We start from the raw sequence: 23,194 nt of genomic DNA, 5'->3' as shown, positions 1-23,194 counted from the left end.
CTCGTTCATTTCTTTTTAATGCTCCCATTATACTATTTTTCAGAAAATTTGAAAAGAAAATAGATTAAAAACAAACCATTCTTAAACTTTTCTTAAAAAACTGCTTGCAGAAAATAGAGAATTGTGCGACAATTGTATCAACCCAATCATTTAGGATATGGGATTTCGAAAAAGGAGGATTGACAATGCGTCATCACAAACCTTCACCAGTTAAGCTCTGGGGACCGATGATTTTGACAACACTGTTTGGTTTGTCCCTCAACAGCGTCACTGTTGCTGCGGATACTACTACACAGTCTGTACAAGACACGCTCCCTCAGACGACAGCTGTTGAGTCTACTACTAACTCGGCAACTGAACCGATGGCAGAACTTACAGAATCATCATCTGATACAACAGCAACTGACGATTCTGGTTCAGAAGCTGCTAAGGCTACTGAAACTCCGTCATCTGCGTCAGCCGAAAATACTGAGAACAATCACCCAGCTGAAACAAGCTCAGCTTCGCCAGTTTTTGCTTTCGCTCAGCCATTGACCGATAGCAATACAGCTGCTAACACCGCCTCGTCCGAGCAAACCGCCAAACCTTATGGTGTGGAGAGCAACACCATCATCAATGTGCCAAAGGTTTGGGACGAAAACTACAAGGGGCAGGGCACCGTCGTTGCGGTTATCGACTCTGGTATCGATGTGGAGCATGACGTGCTCCAGCTGACAAATGTCGAAACAGCAAAATTCAAGTCCCAAGAAGAAATGGAGGCTAAAAAGGCTGAGGTGGGCATCTCCTATGGCCAATGGTACAATGACAAGCTGATTTTTGCCTACAACTACACCGATGTCAACGACGACCTCAAGGAAAGCAATGCCAAATCCCACGGCATGCACGTGTCTGGTACAGCTGTCGGCAACCCATCTAAACCTGATGCCAGCGGTAACTACATCTATGGTGTGGCTCCTGAAGCCCAGCTCATGTTCATGCGGGTCTTCTCAGATGTGCGTGGTGGCGGTACCCAAGACCTCCTCTATGTTCGTGCCATTGAAGATGCGGTGAAACTGGGAGCTGATACCATCAACCTGAGTTTGGGTAGCCCTAACGGTTCCCTCATCAATGTCGGCGACCATTTGACCCGTGCCATTTCAGCTGCTCGTGCCAATGGGGTTACGGTGGTTATGGCTGCTGGTAACGACTACAACTTTGGTGGCCAAACCCACCCTTACGCCAGCAACCCTGACTTTGGTGTTGTCGCTTCTCCTGCGACCGCCCGTGATGGCATCGCTGTTGCCGCCTACAACAACACCCATGTGACCCGCGAGGTACTCAACATCGTCGGTATGGAGGGCATGGAGGCGTTCAACAATGGTAATGTTGCCTTTACTCGTGGTTCAAACAGCAAACGAGATTTCCAAACAGGCAAGGAATACGACTATGTTTACGTTAACCTTGGTAAAGAAGAAGACTTTGAAGGCAAGGAACTCAAAGGTAAGATTGCCCTGATTCAACGCGGAGAAATCAACTTCTCTGATAAGGTTGCCAATGCCATGAAGGCTGGTGCAGCTGGTGCTGTGGTCTTTAACAATGTGACCCAGACCCAACTCTTCACCATGACCATTCCTGGTTCAGAAACTGCTATTTTCCCTTCTGTTTTCATCGCCAAGGAGTTCGGTGATGAATTGGCTGCCAAGGCTGGAACGGGCACCTACAAAATTAAATTTAGCGGTAGCTTCGAAGTGGCTGAAAACCCAGATGCTGGTCAGATGGCTGACTTCACCAGCTGGGGTCTTTCAATCGATGGTGAGTTGAAACCTGATGTGACCGCTCCTGGTGGGGAGATTTTCTCTTCTTACAACGACAATACCTACGGTTCAAGCAGCGGTACCAGCATGGCCTCACCGCACATCGCAGGTGTGGTTGCCCTCATGAAACAGGCCCTCAAAGACAAGTGGCCGGAGTTGACGCCAGCTGAGCTCCAAACCCGCCTCAAACAACTCCTCATGAGTACAGCCCTCCCACACATCAACGAGGACACCAAGGCCTACACCTCACCACGTCGTCAAGGTGCTGGTATTGCCGATACCTATAATGCTATTCACTCTGACCTGATTGTCACTGGTTTAGATGACCTCTCTAGTATTACCCTTGGAAATGTTGCAGATACCTTTAGCTTTGCTGTCCGTCTCCATAACATCTCCAATCAAGCAAAAACTGTTACCTACGTCACCCACCTCAATACTGACGGTGTTGAGGATGGTCGCTTCACCCTCAAACCACGTGAACTGGCTAAGGTAGAGGGTAGCCAAGTGACTGTTGAAGCTAACTCTAGCCTTACTATCCCAATCACCTTGGACGCTTCTACTTTTGCCGAAGAATTGTCCAAGCTCATGGTCAACGGCTACTTCTTGGAAGGCTTTGTCCGCTTCCTTGATGCGGTTGACGGCGGTGATTTGGTCAGCATTCCATTTGTTGGTTTCCGTGGGGAATTCCAGAACCTGCCAGTCATCGAAAAACCAGTTTATGACTTTGATATCAACAATGGTGACCTGCCATTTTACTACGACAAAGCTGAAGATGCAGTAACAGATGAACTTCCTTTTAGTGAAGAACGTCCTTTTACCTCCCTTCTCTTCTCAGAAGCCATTTGGGACCATGAAAAAGGAGCTTACCTTCCTGAGGTTCCAAAAATTGCTGGAACCTACGAAGATAAGGATGGAAACTTTGTCCTGAAACGTGACGAAAATGGTCAACCTTACCTGATTTTGTCACCAAGCAACGCTGACAATACCCATGACGGCCTCATGTTCCGCGGTGTCTTCTTGCGTAGTTTCAAAGATTTGGTTGCCACTGTTTATCGAGCTGATGACACTGAGCGAACAAGCCCTCTTTGGAAGAGCACCCCTGTTTCTGGTAGCAAAAACCACTACGGTAACGACCCAAGCAATGCTAAGGCTACCGCTGTTTTGGAAACCTTCTGGGACGGTAAAGACCAGTCTAAAAACATCCTGCCTGATGGCAAATACGTTTATGTGGTAACTTACTCCCCTCGCGTACCAGGTGCTAAAGAGCAAGAAATGACGTTCAACATCGAGCTTAACAGCATTCGTCCAGCGGCCACAACTGCCATCATTGACGAAGAAGCTCGAACCTTCAAACCACGTCCAAGCATTGCCAACGGTGGGCCAGCCATCTACCGTGAGCGTGTTTACTACACCATCCCAGTTGCGGAACGCTCAACAGAAAGCGAAGACGGTTCTGGTCGTCAAACCATCCACTCCAACGAGAAACGGGTTTACATCGAAGCCGATGAAAACGGTGTTTACACTTTACCAACCCACGATGAAAACGGCAAGGAGCTTAACCTCTCCGCCTTCTGGTACCGCATTGAAAACCTGGCTGGTATTCAATTGGCGGCCAACATTACCGAGTTTCTTCCAATCGGTAACGAGTCGGCGATGGTTCAATTTGGTCTGCTCGATCCTGAAACAGACAACTGGGTTGAACTGGACCTTCGCTACATGATTCGCAACGAGGATGGCGATTTGGTACACGACCTCACCTCAGTTGGTGGCGGAGCAACCCACCATATCCTGCCATTTGGCACCTACACTGTGGAACTCTTCCTCCACGACGAGGAGAATGCCTACCTGATTGACGAGCGTATCAAGACCTTCACCGTCACCGAAGAAAACTCACTCGAAGCAATCAGCTTCAAGGTTCAAGTTCTCAAACGTGAAGCTTTCACCATTGACTTTGACACCGAGCCACCTGTTGGCACCAAGATTTACCTGGTTGACAAGGACGGCAAGAAGATTGAACTCCCTCAAGGCCGCTACACCAAGGATATCTTTGAGAAAAACATTGTAACAGGTGACTACACCATTGCCATTGAGTTGCCGGAGGGCTACCATGCGACGGAAAACGATTTCCCTTACAGCATTGTCCCTGATGGAACCAACCGCAAGGATTTGGGACTTTGGGCCAAGGGCGATGTTGAGGAAAATGGCGGAGCTGCTGAAATAGCTGATGACCTGCCAATCTTTGACTCTACTGCTGACCATGACGGTGATGGTTTCTCTTCTGAAGAAGAACTCAACCTGGGTCACAACCCACTTGACGCCAACGACTTCCCTCAAACAGCTAAAGGTGACGTAGAAGACAAGAACGGAGCTGCTGAAACAGCTGACGACCTGCCTGTCTTTGACCCTACTGCTGACCATGACGGCGATGGTTTCTCTTCTGAAGAAGAGCTGACACTGGGAACTGACCCTACTGATAAAGCTGATTTCCCACAAACTGCCAAAGGTGACCAGAGCAAGAACGGGGCTGCTGAAACAGCTGATGACCTGCCTGTCTTTGTCCCTACTGCTGACCATGACGGCGATGGTTTCTCTTCTGAAGAAGAGCTGACACTGGGAACTGACCCTACTGACAAGGCTGATTTCCCACAAACTGCCAAAGGTGACCAGAGCAAGAATGGGGCTGCTGAAACAGCTGATGACCTGCCTGTCTTCCCTCTGGTGACTGAAACTGGCAAAACTGAGACCAAACCAACTACAGGTGCAAGACCAACTCTTCTGAGCCAATCACAAGCTAATTCAGCGATTGGTGCAGGTAAGGACATGTCATCACCTATCAGCACTAGCAAGTCTAGCCCTGAGACACCAACTCAAACTCTTCTGAGCAAGCCTCAGGCTGGTGCAGCAACCACTACTCGTAAAGGCCTGACATCTCCAGTCAGCCCAAGCAAGTCTAGCCCTGAGACACCAACTTCTAGCCAGGCTAGTCGCCCACGAACCCTGCCAGCAACTGGTGAGAAAACCACTCACCTCCTCAGCCTGCTGGGCCTGGGACTTGGTTTAATGGCCATCTTGACCTTCAAACGCAAGACAGACAACTAAGCCCTAAGCTAACACAATTCCCTTGAACCTATGGTCCAAGGGAATTTTTAATAACTGAAAACAAAAAAGTCCCCCTAGGGGGACAGGGCATATCAGCTGATATGAGAACACAGGGTTCACAACAAGTGTTCAAGGTCCGCTCCTTGCGTGACCAGTCAAACTGGTCTGACCTCCCTAGCGTAAACTTAGCCAGAGGCTAAATTCGGCTCATCGCATGGTTTTATTCTACCGAAAAGCCGACTTTTTGTAAAGTCTAATGCTCAGTTAATCCAAATCAAGAGCTTGTTCAAGGGCCTGTTCACCTGCTTCTTCTTGGCGTTTTTGGTGGCCAGCTTCATGAACTAACCCAGCCAAAAACTGAGACAGGGACTGGCTGTCTGCCCGTTTGTAGCGACGAATGCAGGCCTGGACAGGTAAAAAGCGTTGGCCAGTCGTCAAACGAACAGCCACATGCAATTCTACCTGAGGGTCTTGGTCATCTGCTTCCCATTGCCCACCATAGGTCTTGATGGCTACTTGACCAAAATAAGCACCCAGGGTAAACAAAATAATCCCCTTGTCCTCATGTTCAGCCAGCAGGCCTTGTCGCTCCTCATCAAAAAAGCGGTCCAAATCTTTCAAACTCTCTAAACTATAATCAGCCAGGTAGCCTGATCCCTCTAGGTTATCGGCTGCCCAAAAGGCGGCTTTTTCTAAATCTTCAACAAGAGCTGCCTGCTCTTTATCAACAGCAGCCTGATTTTTCTTAAACAATTTTGCAAACAATGACATCTCTTCCTCCTATAATAGCGGTGCAATGATTTTGGCCAAGAGGCCAGTCAGTTTGGTCATCAGGTTTCGACCTTCCAGATCCAGTTCGGTCACTTTATGACAGAGGGCTAAAGTCGCTAAGGCGTCGTCAGCAATCTCTGAAATGGCGTCAACTTGGTAAAGGTAGGTCGCACATTCGAAATGGTGGTAGAGGCTGCGGTAGTCCAGGTTAATGGTACCGACAACAGCCCGCTTGTCGTCCGAGACAAAGACCTTGGAGTGGTTGAAACCAGGGCTGTACTCGTAAATCTCAACCCCCGAAGCCATGAGGTTGGAGTAGTAGGTCTTGGCTAGAGCATAAGGGATTTTCTTGTCAGGAATGCCTGGCATGATGAGTTTAACGGTGACGCCACGCTCAGCCGCAAAGGTGAGGGCGTGTTCCAGCTCACTGTCCAAAATCAGGTAGGGGGTCATGATATAGACGTAATCCCTGGCCTGATTGAGCAGGTCAATGTAGACATTCTTCCCCATCTGGTCATGGTCTAGGGGCGAATCCCCGTAAGGGATGACCAAGCCTCTGGCCCCTTCTTGGGGACTGGCTAAGCCAAGGTAGGGACTCAGGTCTTCATCCCTTCCCATACTGGTCCACATTTGCCAAAACAAAACGGTGAAGCTATCCACGGCAGGGCCCTCCAACTTGATGGCCGTGTCCTTCCAATGGCCGAAGCGGTCAATCCGATTGATGTACTCGTCCGCCAGGTTGACGCCACCGTTAAAGGCCACCTGGCCGTCAATGACCAAGATCTTACGGTGGTCGCGGTAGTTGTAATAGGTCGAGATAAAGGGACGAATGGGGGCAAAAGCCCGAGCCTGAATCCCAAGTTTCTCCAAGCGTTCGGCATAGTCAAAGGAGAGGGTGGACAACTCGTTCATGCCATCGTAGAGAACCCGAACCTCCACACCTTCCTGAACCTTCTGCTGCAAGATGGCCAAAATCTCGCCCCACATCTCCCCCTCATCGATGATGAAATACTCCAAAAAGATGAAGCGTTTGGCCTCAAGCAGAGCCGCTTTCATGGCAGCGAACTTTTCCTCCCCTGACGGGAAATAGGTGACCGCCGTATCAGCATAGGCTGGAAACTTGTTCTCGTGTCGCTGGAAGTAGCTAACCAGATTAAGGGCAGAGCTTTTCTGAGCTTTTAAGTCAGCCAAGACAGCCTGATCTTGAGCCAAATGCCCAGAAGTCTTGGTCACCACCTCAGACAGGCGTTTTTTCAAAAAACGATAGCCCACATCCGTCTTGCTGTAAAGCAAAAAGAGAGAGCCAAAGAGGGGGGACAGCATGATTAGCATGAGCCAGGTGATTTTTGAGGTGCTGTCCATCCGACTATTGATGAGGTAAATGATTGACCCGATGATAAAGAGGACCTCCACCACCTGAAAATGCACCTGGTACTGGCTGAACCAACCATAAAAGGCCGTCAAAAACCAAACCTGCAGGCCAATCAAGATGATTAGAAGGGTAGCCCGACTAAAAATAGCCCTCAGCATATTGCCCTTCTTCAAGAGACGAACGGCTTTTAATTTCTTACTACTCATCGCCACACCTTTCCTTCCTCAAGGTTAATTCATTATACCACAAAACCGCTGGCTTTTGCCAGCGGTCTCGCACTTTATCACTTAACGATAAACCTTGATATAAGTTCGCTCCTCATAGACCTGGTCGATGTCAAAGAGGGCCAAATGGTCTTCCTTGGCCACTACATAGGTGCCTTCCCGCAGGTAGTAGGGCTGCTCTTCCCCATCAGGTTTAACAAAGGCTAGCCGCTGTTCGTCCAGCTTGACCTGAAAAACAAAGTCCCCCTCTTCTGCCTTAGGGATGCCCACCACTAGCCAGTTCCGGCAGACCAGTTTGCAGCCCCACTTCTGGTAGAGGTGGTTGGCTGCTTCTCCGCCTCGGGTAAAAATGGCTAGCGCTTGGACCCCTTTTTCTCTGAGTAACCGCTCAGCCTCTTCAAACAAACGACCAGCGATGCCCTTGCCTTGGTGGTCAGGGTGAACTGCCAGATTAGCAAAGTAGGCAACCTTCTCAGCAGGATGGTACTTGTAAGACCGGCTATAGTCTCTGTTATAAATGGCGATGTCCAGTAAGCCAACCAGCTGGTCACCCTCTAGGGCAATCAGCTCAATGGTGTCTTCATAAACATCTGATGGAAAACTGTCCTTAGCTCTGCTATTGTCATCAAAGAAATCAGAAAAAAGATAGGCCAAAGCCTTGGTGTAAACCCAGGCTTTTTCGTATTCGGGTGTGTAAGGAATAATCGTAATCATGACTTCATGATAGCAAAAAATCGCCTGCTGGGCAAGCGATTTCTGACTCTTAGAAATTAAAGACGTCGTTGAGGTTTTCAGCCATGGTTGGGTGGGTGAAGAGCTGGTTCTTGATGTAGGTGTAAGGAATCTTGTTGTCGATGGCCATGGTGATCAGGTTGATGATTTCCTGAGAACCAGTGCCCAAGAGACTTGCTCCCAGAATCAGGCTGGTGTTCTTATCGACAACCACCTTGTAAAGGCCACGCAGGTCATTGTTAACATGGGCACGCGGCATGTTAGCCACAGGGAGCTGGTTAGTCACCACCTCGTAACCTTGCTCGATGGCTTCTTTTTCCGTCAGGCCGACCCGTGACAGGGCTGGTTCGATGAAGACGGTTGTTGGAATCTGGCCACGGTCGCTGCGTTTGTAGTCGCCATTGCCAGTCAGCTTGCCAAAAACAATGCGGAAATCATCCAGCGAGGTGTAGGTGAACTGTGGGCCACCATTGACGTCACCGACAGCATAGATACCTGGCACGGTGGTTTCACAGTAGTCGTCCACTTGGATTGCCCCACGCTCGGTCAACTGGATGTCGGTGTTTTCCAAGCCCAGGCCGTTGATGGCTGGCTTGCGACCAGTAGCATGGAGAACCGCATCAAAGGCATAATCCTCGCCATCAGCACTGATCACGACCTCTGCTCCGCTATTGGCGACAGCCGAAATAGCCACGCCCAGCTTAAAGGTCACGCCGTCTTCCTCCAGGTAGGTTTGGGCCAGTTTGGCGACCTCTGGCTCGTCTCTGCCGAGAATGGCTGGCGCAGCCTCAAAGACGGTCACCTGGCTACCCAGCTTGGTGTAGAGGCTAGCGAACTCCAGGCCGATGTTGCCGCCACCAATGATGGCCAGGCGGTCAGGACGCTCGGTCAGGCTTTGGATACCCGTGCTGTCATAGACCTTATCGCTGTCCAAGAGGCCAGGAATCGGCAGGCTGTTGGTCACAGCACCTGTGTTGATGACGATGAGGTCAGCCGTCACTTCCTCACGGTCCTCACCAGCTGCTAGCTCAACCACCGTGTTAGAGATAAAACGAGCTTGAGCATTGTAGAGGGTCACGCCAGCTCCCTTGAGGACGGCCTCGTTCTTGCCCCGCAGGCGGCCGACAACTGTCTCTTTTTGGGCCATGACCTGGTCAAAGGCCAAGTTTTTCTCCGCCGCCACAATCAGGGTCTTGGTCGGAATACAGCCGATGTTGATGCAGGTGCCGCCGTACATGGCCGCATCCCGCTCAACCAGGGCAACTTTTTTGCCAGCCGCCGACAATTTACCCGCCAGGGTCTTGCCGGCCTTACCAAAACCAATCACCAATAAGTCGTAATGTGTCATTTTGACAACCTCCATTTTTTAATCTTCTTACATTAGTCTAGCAAATTTTAAAAGGCTTGTCAGAATTTCGCTACGGGACTAAAAAATCAGACCGCAGTCTGATTTTCTAGAGTTAGTCACTTGCAGGCGCAACCCGTTTCTGCATCCAGACGATGTCATGCCAGCGGTCAAATTTGTAGCCGACACCCTTGAAATGGGCGACCTGCTCATAACCTCGCTTGGTATGAAAAGTAATCGAAGGGTCATTAGGAAGAGCGATGCAGGCCAAGAAATTAACCATCCCAGCCTCAATCAACTGGTCTTCCAAGGCATCGTAGAGGGCTGTGCCCATGCCCTGACTGCGGACGGTCTGGTCAATGTAAATGGACACTTCAACCGTCCAGTCATAGGCAGCTCGGCCCTTGTAGGGGCTGGCGTAGGCGTAGCCGACGACAGTCCCGTCCGCATCCTCAGCCACCAAAAAGGGGTGGGTGCTGGTGATGGTGGCAATCCGCTGGACAAAGTCGGCCGCTGTCGGAACCTCAATCTCAAAGGTGATGGCGGTGTCGGTCACATAGGGGGCGTAGATGGCAGCGATGGCCGCCGCGTCATTTGGGGTTACGGGTCTAATAATCATAAAACTATTTTAGCAAGAACACTGAAATTTGTCAGCAAAAAAACCAGGTTCCCCTGGCTTTTTATCTTACAACTCAATAATCTTACCCGTTTTCAGGTAAACCACCCATTCGCAGACGTTCTTGGCGTAGTCACCAATACGCTCCAGGTAAATCAAGACCTGGAAGTATTCCTTACCAGCCAAGACTGTATCTGGGTGCTCACGGATTCGCTCAACTGCAAGAGCTTGAATGTCCTTGAACATGTGGTCGATGGCTTCATCCTTGGCCGCAATCTCGTAGGCCTTCTCCTCGTCACCGGTCATGTAAACCTCAAGGGCCTCCTCAACCATGTACTTGACGGCCTTGCCCATCTTCTTGATTTCTGCCTCGACCTCAGGGATACGCTCCTCGCCTTTCATGCGGATAGTGGCTTTGGCAATGGCTGACGCGTGGTCACCCATCCGTTCCACATCGCTTGAGGCCTTGAGCACCGTGATTACGGTCCGCAGGTCGTGGGAAACGGGTTGCTGGAGGGCAATGATTTCCAGAGACTTCTTCTCCAGTTTGGTCTCAAAGTTATTGACCACCTCATCGGCCTCAATCACTTCTTTAGCCAATTCGCGGTCGTGGCTAACAAAGGCCCGAACCGTCTTGTTGATTTGGGTCAAAACTTCTGTCCCCATGGCGTAGAATTGGTTGTGCAATTTTGCTAATTCGTCATCAAATTGTGAACGTAACATACGCTACCTCTTTTCTATAACTCGTGGCAGTTGGCTTAGCCAAACTTACCAGTGATGTAGTCCTCAGTCCGCTGGTCCTTAGGCCCCAAGAAGAGCTCCTTGGTCAGTCCGAACTCAATCAGCTCGCCGTCCAAGAAAAAGCCCGTGCGGTCAGAAATCCGAGAGGCCTGCTGCATGGAACGCGTCACCAAAAGCAGGGTGTAGTTCTCTTTCAGACCATAAAGGGTGTCCTCAATCTTGCCCGCTGAAATCGGGTCAAGGGCTGACGTTGGTTCATCCAGCAAGATGATTTTTGGACTGGTGGCCAGAACCCGAGCCACACAGACCCGCTGCTGCTGACCACCTGACAGACCAAGGGCCGAATCATGCAGGCGATCCTTGACCTCGTCCCAGATGGAAGCCCCTCGCAGGGACCGTTCCACCGCTTCATCTAGCACAGCCTGGTCCTTGATGCCGTTGAGGCGAAGGCCATAAACCACGTTCTCGTAGATGGACATGGGGAAGGGGTTGGGTTGCTGGAAAACCATGCCGATTTCCTTGCGGAGCTCAACCGTATCGGTTCGTGGGCTATAAACGTTATGACCGTTATAGGTCACAGAGCCCGTTACCGTTGCCTCAGGGTTGAGGTCGTGCATGCGGTTGATGGCCCTAAGCAAGGTGGATTTACCCGAACCAGACGGGCCGATAAGGGCTGTGATGTCATTGGCCTTGAAGTCCATGGACACACTGTTCATGGCTTTTTTCTTGCCGAAATACACCGATAAGTCGTTGATGGTTAAAATAGAATTGGTCATGCTGCCCTCCTATCCAAAACGGCCCGTAACATAGTCACGTGTGGACTGCAACTGGGCATTTTGGAAGACATTTGCTGTCTTGTCGTATTCAATCAAATCGCCCAGGTAGAAGAAGGCCGTGTAATCGCTAGCCCGAGCCGCCTGTTGCATGTTGTGGGTCACGATGATGATGGTGTAGTTCTTCTTCAACTCCATCATGGTCTCCTCCAACTGCATGGTCGCAATGGGGTCAAGAGAGGCTGCTGGCTCGTCCATGAGCAAGATGTCTGGCTTAACCGAGATAGCTCTAGCAATACAGAGCTTCTGCTGCTGACCACCTGACAACCGCAGGGCCGACTTGTGCAGGTCGTCCTTGACCTGGTCCCAAAGGGCCGCCTGTTTGAGCGAGGTCTCAACAATCTCATCTAAGATTTTTTTGTCCTTGACCCCAGCCCGCTCATGCGGGAAGGTGATGTTGTTGTAAATGGACTTGGCAAAGGGGTTGGGCCGCTGAAAGACCATCCCGATGTGCTTACGCACCTCATAAACGTTCATGTCCTTGCGGTTAACGTCGATGCCCTCATAGAGGATTTCACCCGTTACCTTGGCGATGTCAATGGTATCATTCATGCGGTTGAGGCTACGCAGATAGGTCGATTTGCCGCAACCAGACGGTCCGATGAGGGCCGTAATTTTATTCTTTTCAAACTGCATATCAATGCCCTTGATGGCTTCCTTGCCCCCATAATAGACATGCAAATCCTTGGTTTCAAGGGCAATGGTCGCAGGGTCAAAGGTGATGATATGGCGTTCGTTCCAGTTATAGTTAGCCATGGCTACTCCTTGTTTTGTGTCAAAGGGCTTCCCCTTTTTCTTTTGGGAAATAGCAGAGCTGCTTACTCCGCTGAGGTCAGTTTCTTATAAAGGGTCTTACCGATATGGCGGGCAGAGAGGTTGAAAATCAAGATGAAAATCAAGAGCACTGCCGCACTACCAGCTGATACCTGAACCGCGTCAGGGATGGTTCCTTCGCTGTTAACCTTCCAGATGTGAACGGCCAGGGTTTCAGCCTGACGGAAGATGGAAATAGGGCTGGTAACACTCAAGACGTTCCAGTTGTTCCAGTCCAGGGCTGGGGCTGACTGACCCGCCGTGTAGATGAGAGCTGCCGCCTCACCAAAGATACGACCAGAGGCCAAGACGATACCCGTCACGATACCAGGCAGGGCTTCTGGGATAACCACGTGGATGACCGATTCCCAGCGAGACAGACCCAGGGCCAAACCAGCTTCCCGCTGGGTATGGTGGACATTTCGCAAGCTATCTTCAACCGTCCGTGTCATCTGCGGCAGGTTGAAAACGGTCAGGGCCAAGGCACCAGAAATGATGGAAAACCCGTACTCAAACTGAACCACGAAAATCAAATAACCGAACAAACCAACAACAACTGATGGCAGGGAAGACAGGATTTCGATACAGGTCCGGATAAAGTTGGTCAAAGGCCCCTTCTTAGCGTATTCAGCCAAGTAAATCCCAGCTCCCATTGACAGGGGGATAGAGATGATCAGGGTCACGACCAGAAGGAAAAAGGAGTTATAGAGCTGAATCCCGATACCACCGCCTGCTTGATAAGACGATGATTTGCCAGTCAGGAAGTTCCAGCTAACGTGTGGCAGCCCCCGCACCAAGATAAAGAGCAAGAGCGATGCCAAGATTGTGACGATGATGCCAGCGATGGTGTAGAGAATCCCTGTCGCCAGCTTGTTAACCTGTTTAGCGTGCATAGTTTTTCTTACCCTCTCTTGTAATCAATTTCATCAGCATGTTGAAGGCCAAACTCATGACCAAGAGCACCAAAGCCAGAGACCAGAGGACATTGTTCTGAACCGTGCCCATAACCGTGTTACCGATACCCATGGTCAAGACGGAGGTCAGGGTAGCAGCTGGTGTGGTCAGAGAGGTTGGGATAACAGCTGAGTTACCCACAACCATCTGGATGGCCAAGGCTTCACCGAAAGCGCGAGCCATGCCGAAGATAACCGCCGTGAAAATCCCTGGACGGGCCGCATTGAGGATAACCCGCCAGATGGTCTGCCAGCGAGTTGCCCCCATGGCAAGACTAGCTTCCTTATAGTGACGAGGCACCGCCTTGAGGCTGTCGATGGTCATAAAGGTCACGGTCGGCAAAATCATGACGAAGAGGACGAAAATCCCTGACAGGATACCAAAGCCTGTGCCGCCAAAGATGGAGCGGACGAAAGGCACGACCACTTGCAGACCGATAAAGCCGTAAACAACCGACGGGATACCCACCAAAAGCTCGATAACTGGTTGGAGAATCTTGGCCCCGTACTTGGGCGAAATCTCAGTCATAAAGACCGCCGCACCGATGGCAAATGGGGTGGCAATGGTGGCCGACAAGATGGTCACGATGAAGGAGCCTGAAATCATTGGCAGAGCACCCATGAGGGGCTTACCATTGTCCCCCTTGACCCCAGGTTGCCACTCCTTACCAAAGAGGAAATCAATGGGGTTAATGCCATCAACAAAGAAGGTTGACAGGCCTTTTTGGGCCACGAAAATCAAAATCATAAAGACGATAAAGACAATCAGGGCCAAGCAGGCAAAGGTGATAGACCGTCCAAACTTCTCCAAACGAGAGTTCTTAGACGGGGATAGCAATTTTTTTGCGAGTTCTTGATTTTTCACAACGTCTCCTTTTATTTTGGACTCACGTTACCGTCAGCATCCTTAACCACCTGCATTTCAGCGATTGGGATGTAACCAGTCGTTACCACGATGCCCTCTTGGACATCCTCGGTCATCATGTAATCTAAGAATTCCTTGGTCAAACCAGTCGGCTCACCCTTGGTGTACATGTGCTCGTAGGACCAGAGGGGCCAAGCATTGGTGGCCACATTCTCAGTGGTCGCCGCAAAGCCGTTGAGACTCAACTGCTTAACACTATCGTCAATGTAGGCAAAACCAAGATAGGAAATAGCTCCTGGCGTCTGAGACACGATGGAACGAACCATCCCGTTAGAATCCTGTTCCTGGCTCTGCTTGGCTGCCTGACCATCCATGATGACACTGTCAAAGGTTGCCCGAGAACCAGAACTAGATGCCCGGTTGATGATGGAAATTGGCAAATCCTTGCCACCCACTTCTTTCCAGTTGCTGTATTCGCCAGTAAAAATCTTGCGGAGTTGCTCGGTGGTCAAATCGGTCACCGTCACTTCCTTGTTGACAATGACTGCCAAACCTGCAACGGCCACCTGGTGGTCAACCAAGGCACTGGCATCAATCCCGTCTTTTTCCTCGGCAAACAAGTCGCTGTTGCCGATTTGAACCGCTCCTGACTGAACCTGAGACAGGCCAGTACCCGAACCGCCACCTTGAACGTTGATGGTCTTACCCAGATTGGTCGAACCAAACTCGTCCGCAGCTGCTTCAACCAGCGGCTGCAGGGCCGTTGACCCTACTGCAGTAATGGATTCCCCACGGTCAATCCAGCTGGCACAGGCTGACAGGCTCAGACCTAAAAGGGCCACTGCTGTCGCCTTGATGAACAATGATGATTTTTTCACAATTGTTTTCCTTTCATTTTGGCGTTAACCGCCTCATTTCCATTATATAACAGTTCGTCCCACTTGTATAGGATTAACTATTGAACCGTAAACCTTTCGGGAAGTGGTTTTTGATCGTGTCTCCGACCACCTTGGCAAAGCCCAGACCATTGCCGCCCACCGTCAGCAGGTACCAGCCCGTGCTCAGGCTCTCGCCAAGACTCACCGTCGAGCCACTCACATAAGCCCTAAACTGGTCTTCACTCAGCTCGATAGACTGCCTAACCTCACTAGGTTTTAGGGCAAGCCCAATAGCAAAGCTGGGTTCAAAACGGTTCTTCTTAAAGGTGCCTAGGTGGAGACCATTGCGGGCGATTTTCAAACCCTGCAGGGCTGGCAAATCAGCTGGTAAAAGATAGAGCTGGTCTCCGAAAGTCTGCAAGACCCCGTCCAAATCCACCAAGAGGTGCTCCTTGGCAAAGCTCTGCCAGAGAGTCAGTTCAGCCTTAGTCAGATTGGACTTGGCAGGCTTGACCAACCGACGGTTGGGTTCTCTGGTATCACGCAACCTGGCCACAAACTGGCCCTCCCCCTCAAACAAATGGGGATACATCCGAGCCGTTTCAGGCTGACCAATCCCAGCAACCATACCATTTACCTTGGGAATGTCAACCAGTTCCAAATGGTCATAGGTCTCTAGTAACCAGGCCACCACGCCCTCGTTTTCCTCAGGCGACCAGGTGCAGGTTGAATAAACCAAGGTCCCACCAGGTGCCAACATGGTCAAAGCATCTTCTAAAATCTCCCGCTGCAAGCTGGCACAAGAGGTTGGGTAGTCGGTATTCCAGTATTGGCAGGCATCTGGGTCCTTACGGAACATGCCCTCTCCAGAACATGGCCCATCAAAGATGATGATATCAAAATAGCTCTTAAAGGTCTTGACTAAGCGGTCGGCTGATTCATTGGTCACCACCACGTTTCTGGCCCCAAACCGTTCGATGTTCTCCACCAGGACCTTGCTCCGCTTGGTGGAAATCTCGTTGCTGACCAGAAGGCCCGTGTTATTGAGGTAGGCCAGGGCATGGGTGGACTTGCCGCCCGGTGCGGCCGCTAAATCCAGGACCCGCATGCCAGGTTCAATCCCAGCCACCTGGGCCACCATCTGGGCAGCTGGCTCTTGGGAATAAACCAGACCAGTCACATGGTCAGCTGACTTGCCTGACACCTTGCCATAATGCCCCCAAGGGGTGTTAGGAATGGGATTAGGAAAGTCTTTCTGGCCTTCCTTCAAGGGATTGACCCGAAAACCAGACACGGCTGGCTGGTCAAAACTGGCTAGAAAATCTTGGGCATCTTGCCCCAGTATATCTCGGTATTTGTCACTAAACTCACTTGGTAATAACATAGGTCTATTATACTACACCTTGACAGGCAAAAGCAAACTCCCTAGCTTGAAACACTAGGGAGATGGTCTCACTTGCTCAGCTGCTCGGCTATTTCCCCTAAAAAAGTCCGAGGAAAGGCGATGATGTCCTGGCGACTGTGGCCGTCAGGAGCGGTCAAGTCCAGAGTTAAAAGGTCATAACCCAGCTCCTGGCCCATGATGCTGGCAGCCAGGTAATCCCAGGGGCAGAGCTTGGAAGCGTAGGCAAAGAGCTGGCCTGACAGAACCCGAGCCAGGCTGAGGCCAGCACAGCCGTAGTTTCGAATGCCCAAGGACTGATTAAAATAAGTCGCCAGCCCATAGGCATTTTGGGCGTAAAGGCGGGTGTTGCAAGCCACCAAAGACTGGTCAAGAGGTCGGTCTGTTGCTTGTGGCAAGGGATGACCGTTGCAGGTCACGCCTAAACCAGGCCCACCACAATAGAGCTGATCAGCCATCACGTCATAAATAAGGCCAAAACGCCCCACCCCATCTTCAAAGTAGGCTAGGATAACAGCGAAATCCCGCTTTTGGGTGATGAAATTGACCGTCCCATCGATGGGGTCAATGACCCAAACAGCACCATCGGTCAAGGGCGATTGAAGCCCTTCCTCTTCAGCCAAAAATCGGTCAGTCGGGTAGGCCGCACGGATTTGCTCCACCAAAAAAGCCTGACTGAGCTTGTCCACGTTGGTCACCAGGTCTCTAGGATCAGACTTGACCTCGACCTCGAAACGAGTGACTAGCTGGTCCTTAATCAAGGCACCAGCCTCACGAATCAGGTCTTTGGCGAAGGCAAACTTAGCGTCCAAGTCGCACCACACCCCTCTCTGCCTGCCGAGCCGCCTGAACCGCCCGATAGGTTGAGTAGCCACTGACTTGCTCAAACTCACGGTCGATTTGCTTTTCCTGACTCTTGCTTTTGACGATGGTTTTGTAAATGGCATAGCTGTCCAGCAGCTTTTGGGCAGATACCTGACCCTCGTAGGCCTCCTCGACTTGACCCAAAAAATGAAGCACTGCGGTCAACTCCTCAGTGCTCCAAGACAGGTCTAGGGGGTATGAATAGGCTTTACTCATAATACTTATCAATCTCCGCTCTAATGGTGGCCTGTTTTAATTCTTGCTTGCGGTAATCACGGGACAAAAAGGCACGAATTTCATCTTCGTTGAAACCGATCTGCATCCGCTTCTTGTCCATGATAATCGGACGACGCAGAAGATTAGGATTTTTCGTAATCAAGGTCAAGAGCTCTGAAATCGGTAAATCCTCCACATCAACATCCAATTTCTGGAAAATCTTGGATCGAGTTGAAATGATGTCCTCTGTCCCATTTTCAGTGAAGGACAAAATCGTCATCAATTCAGCACGACTTAGGGGGTTGGTGATGATGTTATGTTCTTGAAATGGCACCTTGTGCTTTTGCAACCAAGCTCTAGCTTTTCGGCAACTGGTACAACTCGGTGATAAGAATAAAGTAATCATTGGTTGCCCCCTCCTTTAACATACTTAATTCTATTATACAAGTTTTTTGCTCGGATTTCTAGCCTTTTTTCCAAGTTTTTGAGATTTTTTTGTCGATTTCTAGTTGTTTGGCCAGTTGGTCAATGTTTTTGAACTTGACCATGTCCCGAATCTTGCTCAACCAGAGGATTTCGATGGTCTCGCCATAGATGTCCCCATTAAAATCAAAGAGGTGGGCTTCCAGTCGCAACTCCTTGCCATCGAAAGTCACATTTTTACCGACACTGGTCATGGACCGGTAGCGTTGCCCTCGGACAATGACATCCGCCACATAGACCCCGTCAGCTGGCAAAAAGGTTCGGTCAATGGGAGCCAGGTTGGCCGTCGGAAATCCGATGGTCCGACCACGGGCATCCCCGTGCACCACGATGCCTCGGGTTGAAAATTCATAGCCCAAGAGGCGGTTAACGGTCTCAATATGCCCCTTGCTGACCGCACGACGGATGCGGGTCGAGGAAATTTTCTCAGCATCATCCTGAACTTCAGCCACCGTGACCACCTCAAACTGGCAGTTGCGAGCCAGATAATCTGCATTGGTCTTGTTATGACCAAAATGGTAGTCAAACCCGACCACGATGGCCTGGGTATTGAGTCCGAGAACATAACGATCAATGAAGTCATCAGAACTGGTCTTGGCAAAATCGCTGGTAAAATCCGTCAAATATAGCTCGTCGACACCGTAGGCTGCAAATTTTTCGTAACGCTTGTCTGGAGAGGTCAAATGGAGCAAGAGGTCTGGTGTAAAGCGAGTAAAGGCCAGTTTTGGGGATTCATGGAAGGTCAAAACAGCTACTTTCAAGTTTTTCTGCTCTGCTATTGCCCTAGCTCGGTCGAAAAGGGCCTTGTGGCCCAAGTGAAGGGCATCGAAGTAGCCCAGGACCAAAACCACAGGGTCCCCAGCCACTAAATCCTTGTAATCTCTTATGGTAAAAATCTTCATGCTAGTATTTTAGCATAAATCCAATAAATTGCATGTGAAAAAGTTTGCTAAAAAACAGCCTGGGACGTCCCAGGCTGTTAAAATAGTTAGTTTTTGATGTCCTCAGTGGCCACGTCTTCGCCGAACCACTTGTTAGAAATCTCTTGGAACTTGCCATCCTTGTAGAGTTGCTGGAAGGCCGCGTTGATTTTGTCAACCAAGGTTTTGTCGCTCTGGCGAGCACCGACCGCAAAGTTTTCACCGTCAAACTCGCTCTTAACGATGGTGTAGTTATCCAACTCCCCTTCTTCTGTCAGGTAGTAGTTGGCGTAAACCCGGTCAATCAAAACGCCGTCAATCCGGTCAGCTTTGAGGTCAATCAGGGCCTGGGTAAAGGTTTCGTACTGGGTCGCGTCATTGTCCTTGACCAGATCCTTGAGGACCTCAGGCTTGTTGGTAAAGGCATCGTAACCCGCAGAACCAGACTGAGCCCCCAGAGTCTTACCAGCCATGTCCGCAAAGCTGGTCACACCAGAACTCTTTTTAACCACCAGAACCTGCTCGTTGGCCATGTAGGGAGCTGTAAAGAGGACTTTTTTAGCCCGCTCCTCGGTCATGGTGTAGCCGTTCCAAATCAGGTCAATCTTGCCGTTGTTGAGCTCGGTCTCCTTCAAATCCCAGTTGATGGGCTGCCAGTTGATGGCAATGCCATACTGGTCAAAAACAGCTGTGGCCAGGTCAATGTCAAAACCAGCGTATTGACCTGATTTTTCCTTGAAGCCCATGGGCACAAAGGTCTCATCAAAACCGATGGTAATTTCCTTTTTGCTGTCATAAGTGGCCCACTGGTCTTCTGAAGTCGCCGATTTGCTGCCGCAGGCAACTAGGACTAAGCCTGTCATGATCGCTAAAAGGCTAAGTGCAATTTTTTTCATGCTTAACTCCTTTATTTAGGATTGATTTTCAAAATGGTATCTGAAATGTTTTCTGCAAATTGCAGGTCGTGGGTCACCACAATCTGGGTAACCCCTTGGGATTTGTTAAATAAAATCAACTTCTCCACCTCTTGACGCAGGGTCGGGTCAAGAGCTGAGGTCGGTTCATCATAGCCGATGATTTTTGGGTCAATCATCATGGCCCGAGCCAGGGCGACCCTTTGTTTTTGACCACCAGAGAGGGAGTGGGGGTAAGAGCTGACCTGTTCTGTCAACTCCAGCTTGGCCAAAAGCTCCTTGGCCTTGGCTTCTGCCTCAGTTTTGGCCATGCCCATGGTCTTGATAGGGGAGAGCACCAAGTTTTCCAAGACAGATAGGTGTGGGAAAAGTTGGAAATCTTGGAAGACAAAACCCAACAAGTGCTGGTTCTCCAAATGGTCAATGGGCACCGACTGGCCGTTATAGATAATCTCTCCACTATCCAGCGGCTCCAGGCCTGCCAACATCCGCAAGAGGGTTGTTTTTCCACCACCTGATGGCCCTACCAAGGACAGGACCTTACCTTCTTCTACCGTCAGGTTAAACTGATCAAAAATCTGCTTATTACCATAGGTTTTACTGATATTTCTGAGTTCTAACATAGCAACCTCCTATTTGTAATAGTCAAATTTCTTTTCAACATAGCGGGACAAGATGGTCACGCCACCAATCAGCAAGAGGTAGATGCCTCCAGCGATAAACATGGGAAGCAGACTGGCATCACGGTTGGCAGCTGTTTTGGAAGCTAAAAGCAGGTCGCCCACCCCCAAAACGTACACCAGAGACGAGTCCTTAACCAGGTTAATGACTTCATTGAAGATGCTAGGCAAAACCACCTTGACCACTTGGGGCAAGATGATATAGCGGATGGTCTGAAAACGACTGAAATTCAAGACCTTAGCTGCCTCGTATTGGCCCTTGGGAATAGCCCCGATACCGCCACGGAAAATCTCCGCAAAATAGGCTGCATAGTTCATGGTAAAGGCCAAAATCGCAGCTGGCATTCGGTCAAAGGTGATGCCAACGCTTGGCAAAACATAATAGAAGAAAATCAACTGCAAGAGCAGGGGCGTTCCCCGCATAATCCAAATGTAAATATTAAAGAGCCAATTAACCAGTTTGATGTTGGCCCGCATCACAAAGGCAATCAGAGCCCCCAATGGCAGGGACAACATAATAACCAGGAAAAACACCTGCAAGGACACCCAGGCCCCTGCTAACAGGCTGGGCAGGACCTCCAAAAGATAAGCCATAACGCCTCCAAAATGATAGTTTGCGGTCTATTATATCAGAAACTGCCGAATTTTGCCAAGATTTTAACGACAATCTCGAAAATTTTCTGAAAAAATCACACCACTACTCCTGTCGCAACCTCAGTAAGCAAAAAGCCCGCCAACTGGCAGGCTCTTGACCTAGATTTTCTTAACAAACTCGCTCTTGAGTTTCATGGCTCCAAAACCATCAATCTTACAGTCAATGTTATGGTCTCCCTCAACCAGGCGGATGTTTTTTACCCGAGTTCCCTGCTTGATGTCCTTAGGAGCTCCCTTAACTTTCAAATCCTTGATAACCGTCACCGTATCGCCGTCAGCCAGGCGGGTGCCGTTGCTATCTACGACCACCAGGCCCTCGTCTTCTGCTGAGCTATCGCTCGGTGACCACTCATAGGCACATTCTGGGCAGACCAAGAGGCTACCGTCTTCATAAACGTATTCTGACCCACATTGTGGGCAATTTGGCAATGACATCTTGCACTCCTTTTCGCTAGTTTCCCTTTTATTATAGGGGAAATGGCAGAGCTTGACAAGTTAAAAAAGATTAGTGGTTAAGTTTCTGAGCATAGCTTATCTCCCCTCCTCAATCAAAAACATGGTATAATAGTAACACTCACATGATTAAGGAAAACTATGATTACCAAAGAATTTGACACCATCGCAGCCATCTCAACCCCCCTTGGCGAAGGGGCCATCGGGATTGTCCGCCTGTCGGGAACGGACGCTATCGCTATCGCCAGCAGGATTTTTCAGGGCAAGGATTTGACCACCGTGGCCAGCCACAGCCTGACCTACGGCCATCTGGTGGACGGCGATCAAGTCGTGGACGAAGTCATGGTCGGCCTCATGAAATCCCCTCGGACCTTCACCCGTGAAGACGTGGTGGAAATCAACACCCACGGCGGACTTGCCGTCACCAACGAAATCCTCCAGCTCCTGATTAAGAATGGGGCAAGACTTGCCGAGCCAGGTGAGTTTACCAAGCGGGCCTTTCTCAATGGTCGGATTGACCTGACCCAGGCCGAGGCCATCATGGACCTGATTCGGGCCAAGACCGACAAGGCCATGGCCGTAGCGGTCAGTCAGTTAGAGGGTTCCCTGCGGGACTTGATTGACAATACCCGTCAAGAAATCCTGGCCACCCTGGCTCAAGTTGAGGTCAACATCGACTACCCCGAATACGACGATGTGGAAGAGATGACCACAGCCATGGTTCGAGAAAAAACGGCAGCCTTCCAGACCTTACTGGAAAACCTGCTGCGGACCGCCAAACGGGGAAAAATTCTCCGTGAAGGTCTGGCTACCGCCATCATCGGCCGACCAAACGTGGGCAAGTCCAGCCTCCTCAACAACCTCTTGCGGGAAGACAAGGCCATCGTGACCGACATCGCTGGCACCACCCGTGACGTTATCGAAGAATACGTCAACATCAAAGGCGTGCCCCTCAAACTGATTGACACGGCTGGGATTCGGGAGACCGACGACATCGTTGAGCAAATCGGGGTCGAGCGCTCCAAAAAGGCCCTATCCGAGGCTGACCTGGTCCTCCTGGTCCTCAGTGCCGCCGAGCCTCTGACCGCCCAAGACCGAGAACTTCTGGCCATCAGCCAGACCAGCAACCGCATCATCCTCCTCAACAAAACCGATTTGACCGAGGCCATCGAGCGTAGCGAGTTGCCAGAGGACGTCATCAGCATTTCTGTCCTTGAGAATACCAACATCGACCAGATTGAGGACCGCATCAACCAGCTCTTCTTCGACAACGCTGGTTTGGTGGAAAAGGACGCCACCTACCTGTCCAACGCCCGCCACATTTCCCTAATTGAACAGGCCCTCGACAGCCTCAAGGCCGTCAACGAGGGGCTGGTTTTGGGCATGCCTGTTGACCTCCTCCAGGTTGACCTGACCCGCTGCTGGGAGATTCTGGGACAAATCACTGGTGACGCGGCACCTGACGAGCTCATCACCCAACTCTTTAGCCAGTTTTGCTTGGGCAAATAGCCGAGCAGACCTCGGATTTCCCCCAGATAAACGACCAAAACCAGCCCAAAAGCTGGTTTTTTAG

At 50.4% G+C, this 23,194-nt stretch carries 22 protein-coding genes; 2 read left to right on the top strand and 20 right to left on the bottom strand.

All coding sequences use genetic code 11. From position 1 onward, the window contains the following. Positions 1–185: 185 nt before the first annotated feature. The gene (locus AC3ARB_RS04385) at positions 186–4,892 is read left to right on the top strand and encodes a S8 family serine peptidase (protein WP_488321341.1); all 4,707 of its coding nucleotides are present in this window, start codon (positions 186–188) and stop codon (positions 4,890–4,892) included. A gap of 264 nt (positions 4,893–5,156) precedes the next feature. Here the strand turns inward: AC3ARB_RS04385 and AC3ARB_RS04380 are convergent, their stop codons facing one another. The 20 genes from AC3ARB_RS04380 to AC3ARB_RS04285 form a co-directional block, all read right to left on the bottom strand. Next, positions 5,157–5,663 (bottom strand): hypothetical protein, encoded by a 507-nt coding sequence (locus tag AC3ARB_RS04380; protein WP_488321340.1) that lies wholly within the window; start codon positions 5,661–5,663, stop codon positions 5,157–5,159. 9 nt (positions 5,664–5,672) lie between these two features. Continuing rightward, positions 5,673–7,241 carry a cardiolipin synthase gene (gene cls / locus AC3ARB_RS04375; protein WP_488321339.1) on the bottom strand — a complete coding sequence of 523 codons (1,569 nt, stop codon included), beginning with the start codon at positions 7,239–7,241 and terminating at the stop codon, positions 5,673–5,675. A gap of 81 nt (positions 7,242–7,322) precedes the next feature. Beyond that, positions 7,323–7,970 (bottom strand): GNAT family N-acetyltransferase, encoded by a 648-nt coding sequence (locus tag AC3ARB_RS04370; RefSeq protein WP_488321530.1) that lies wholly within the window; start codon positions 7,968–7,970, stop codon positions 7,323–7,325. A gap of 52 nt (positions 7,971–8,022) precedes the next feature. Then, positions 8,023–9,339, bottom strand: coding sequence for an FAD-containing oxidoreductase (locus AC3ARB_RS04365; protein ID WP_488321338.1), 1,317 nt, complete (start codon positions 9,337–9,339; stop codon positions 8,023–8,025). 112 nt (positions 9,340–9,451) lie between these two features. Beyond that, positions 9,452–9,955 (bottom strand): GNAT family N-acetyltransferase, encoded by a 504-nt coding sequence (locus AC3ARB_RS04360; protein ID WP_488321337.1) that lies wholly within the window; start codon positions 9,953–9,955, stop codon positions 9,452–9,454. Between the two features lie 66 nt (positions 9,956–10,021). Further along, a complete protein-coding gene (phoU, locus tag AC3ARB_RS04355) occupies positions 10,022–10,675 on the bottom strand; it encodes a phosphate signaling complex protein PhoU (protein ID WP_488321336.1) in 654 nt (217 codons plus the stop codon). 35 nt (positions 10,676–10,710) lie between these two features. Next, a complete protein-coding gene (gene pstB / locus AC3ARB_RS04350) occupies positions 10,711–11,469 on the bottom strand; it encodes a phosphate ABC transporter ATP-binding protein PstB (protein ID WP_488321335.1) in 759 nt (252 codons plus the stop codon). A gap of 9 nt (positions 11,470–11,478) precedes the next feature. After that, positions 11,479–12,282, bottom strand: coding sequence for a phosphate ABC transporter ATP-binding protein PstB (gene pstB / locus AC3ARB_RS04345; RefSeq protein WP_488321334.1), 804 nt, complete (start codon positions 12,280–12,282; stop codon positions 11,479–11,481). Positions 12,283–12,344: 62 nt separating this feature from the next. Next, positions 12,345–13,232 (bottom strand): phosphate ABC transporter permease PstA, encoded by an 888-nt coding sequence (gene pstA / locus AC3ARB_RS04340; RefSeq protein WP_488321333.1) that lies wholly within the window; start codon positions 13,230–13,232, stop codon positions 12,345–12,347. Then, positions 13,222–14,157, bottom strand: a complete 936-nt coding sequence (pstC, locus tag AC3ARB_RS04335; RefSeq protein WP_488321332.1) for a phosphate ABC transporter permease subunit PstC — start codon at positions 14,155–14,157, stop codon at positions 13,222–13,224. Before pstC ends, pstA begins: the two co-directional genes overlap by 11 nt. A gap of 11 nt (positions 14,158–14,168) precedes the next feature. Next, on the bottom strand, positions 14,169–15,035 hold the full coding sequence (locus AC3ARB_RS04330; RefSeq protein WP_488321331.1) for a phosphate ABC transporter substrate-binding protein PstS family protein: 867 nt from the start codon (positions 15,033–15,035) through the stop codon (positions 14,169–14,171). 73 nt (positions 15,036–15,108) lie between these two features. After that, the gene (locus AC3ARB_RS04325; RefSeq protein WP_488321330.1) at positions 15,109–16,419 is read right to left on the bottom strand and encodes an RsmF rRNA methyltransferase first C-terminal domain-containing protein; all 1,311 of its coding nucleotides are present in this window, start codon (positions 16,417–16,419) and stop codon (positions 15,109–15,111) included. A 68-nt stretch (positions 16,420–16,487) separates the two neighbouring features. Next, on the bottom strand, positions 16,488–17,249 hold the full coding sequence (locus AC3ARB_RS04320; protein ID WP_488321329.1) for an inositol monophosphatase family protein: 762 nt from the start codon (positions 17,247–17,249) through the stop codon (positions 16,488–16,490). Further along, complete coding sequence (locus tag AC3ARB_RS04315; protein ID WP_488321328.1) at positions 17,239–17,517, bottom strand: UPF0223 family protein; 279 nt, start codon at positions 17,515–17,517, stop codon at positions 17,239–17,241. Before AC3ARB_RS04315 ends, AC3ARB_RS04320 begins: the two co-directional genes overlap by 11 nt. After that, complete coding sequence (locus tag AC3ARB_RS04310) at positions 17,510–17,923, bottom strand: Spx/MgsR family RNA polymerase-binding regulatory protein (RefSeq protein WP_488321327.1); 414 nt, start codon at positions 17,921–17,923, stop codon at positions 17,510–17,512. The genes AC3ARB_RS04315 and AC3ARB_RS04310 overlap by 8 nt, the downstream gene beginning before the upstream one ends. A gap of 58 nt (positions 17,924–17,981) precedes the next feature. After that, the gene (locus tag AC3ARB_RS04305; RefSeq protein ID WP_488321326.1) at positions 17,982–18,902 is read right to left on the bottom strand and encodes a bifunctional riboflavin kinase/FAD synthetase; all 921 of its coding nucleotides are present in this window, start codon (positions 18,900–18,902) and stop codon (positions 17,982–17,984) included. Between the two features lie 86 nt (positions 18,903–18,988). Then, positions 18,989–19,816, bottom strand: a complete 828-nt coding sequence (locus tag AC3ARB_RS04300) for an amino acid ABC transporter substrate-binding protein (RefSeq protein WP_488321325.1) — start codon at positions 19,814–19,816, stop codon at positions 18,989–18,991. A gap of 11 nt (positions 19,817–19,827) precedes the next feature. Beyond that, positions 19,828–20,457 carry an amino acid ABC transporter ATP-binding protein gene (locus tag AC3ARB_RS04295; RefSeq protein ID WP_488321324.1) on the bottom strand — a complete coding sequence of 210 codons (630 nt, stop codon included), beginning with the start codon at positions 20,455–20,457 and terminating at the stop codon, positions 19,828–19,830. 9 nt (positions 20,458–20,466) lie between these two features. After that, positions 20,467–21,108, bottom strand: coding sequence for an amino acid ABC transporter permease (locus AC3ARB_RS04290; protein WP_488321323.1), 642 nt, complete (start codon positions 21,106–21,108; stop codon positions 20,467–20,469). A gap of 159 nt (positions 21,109–21,267) precedes the next feature. Then, on the bottom strand, positions 21,268–21,603 hold the full coding sequence (locus tag AC3ARB_RS04285) for a zinc ribbon domain-containing protein YjdM (RefSeq protein ID WP_488321322.1): 336 nt from the start codon (positions 21,601–21,603) through the stop codon (positions 21,268–21,270). A gap of 159 nt (positions 21,604–21,762) precedes the next feature. Between AC3ARB_RS04285 and mnmE the strand changes: the two genes are divergently transcribed. Beyond that, entirely contained in the window at positions 21,763–23,130 is a 1,368-nt protein-coding gene (gene mnmE, locus AC3ARB_RS04280; protein ID WP_488321321.1) for a tRNA uridine-5-carboxymethylaminomethyl(34) synthesis GTPase MnmE, read from the top strand. The last annotated feature ends 64 nt before the right edge of the window (positions 23,131–23,194 follow it).

Source organism: Streptococcus sp. ZY171113 (assembly GCF_057748235.1).
The sequence above is the reverse complement of the archived record's forward strand: the minus strand, read 5'-3'. Positions and strand labels throughout refer to the sequence as shown.